Source organism: Pararhodobacter sp. SW119, from assembly GCF_017811755.1.
In the GTDB taxonomy this organism is placed as follows: Bacteria; Pseudomonadota; Alphaproteobacteria; order Rhodobacterales; family Rhodobacteraceae; genus Pararhodobacter.
Genome location: NZ_JADDJF010000178.1, coordinates 1 through 704, shown reverse-complemented (window position 1 = coordinate 704; position 704 = coordinate 1). Strand labels below are relative to the sequence as shown.

1 protein-coding gene is annotated in these 704 nt (G+C 62.5%); it reads left to right on the top strand.

From position 1 onward, the window contains the following. Positions 1 to 583: IclR family transcriptional regulator C-terminal domain-containing protein (locus tag IM708_RS21140; RefSeq protein WP_209428516.1), on the top strand; the 583-nt coding region annotated here is incomplete at its 5' end. Between the last annotated feature and the right edge of the window lie 121 nt (positions 584 to 704).

Genomic DNA, 704 nt, shown 5'->3' with positions numbered 1-704 from the left:
GGGTCAGGAGGCGCGCTTGATCACTCTCGCCTGGCCACATCTACAGGCGCTGACGCTGGCGATTGGCTGGCCGAGCGACTTGCAGGTGCCGCGCGACCGCGCGATGCAGATGGTCGAAAGCGCCCGCGCGTTGACACCCTACAAGCTGTGGCAGGGGCGGATCGGCACACTGATCAACATGTTCGGCGCGGCATCAGGTCGCGCCTATCTTGCCGCGCTCCCCGAACGCGAGGCACTGTCTCACTTCGAGCGGCTCGCTGACGATCCGGTGCTGGGCCCGGGGCGGTTCCGAATGGACAAACCCGCCTTTCTGGCGATGCTCGTCGAAACACGCAGTCGTGGTTATGCGCTCCGTCAGCCGGGTTATGGCGGTGAGATTCTGGCACATGACGGGCTGGCGGCGCTGGCGTTGCCAATCATGTTCCGCGGTCGCCCAGTCGGCACCATGAACACCACGTGGTTGCGAGATTTGATGACGACTGACGAATTTGCAGGTCGCCAACTTGATCAGATCCGCGCGTGCAGCTTGCGAATTCAGCAAGCGCTCGTCGACGCCGGCGGCAGCCTGGGACCTGGCCGGTGAGCGTGTAGGTCAAATCATTTTGTAACATTTGAACACAGCGCTTTGTCTGCTGAGAGGGTGGCGTTGAGTTACCCCAAGTGTCAACAAGGCGGGCGCGCACGATGAAGTGGTGGGGACAGCC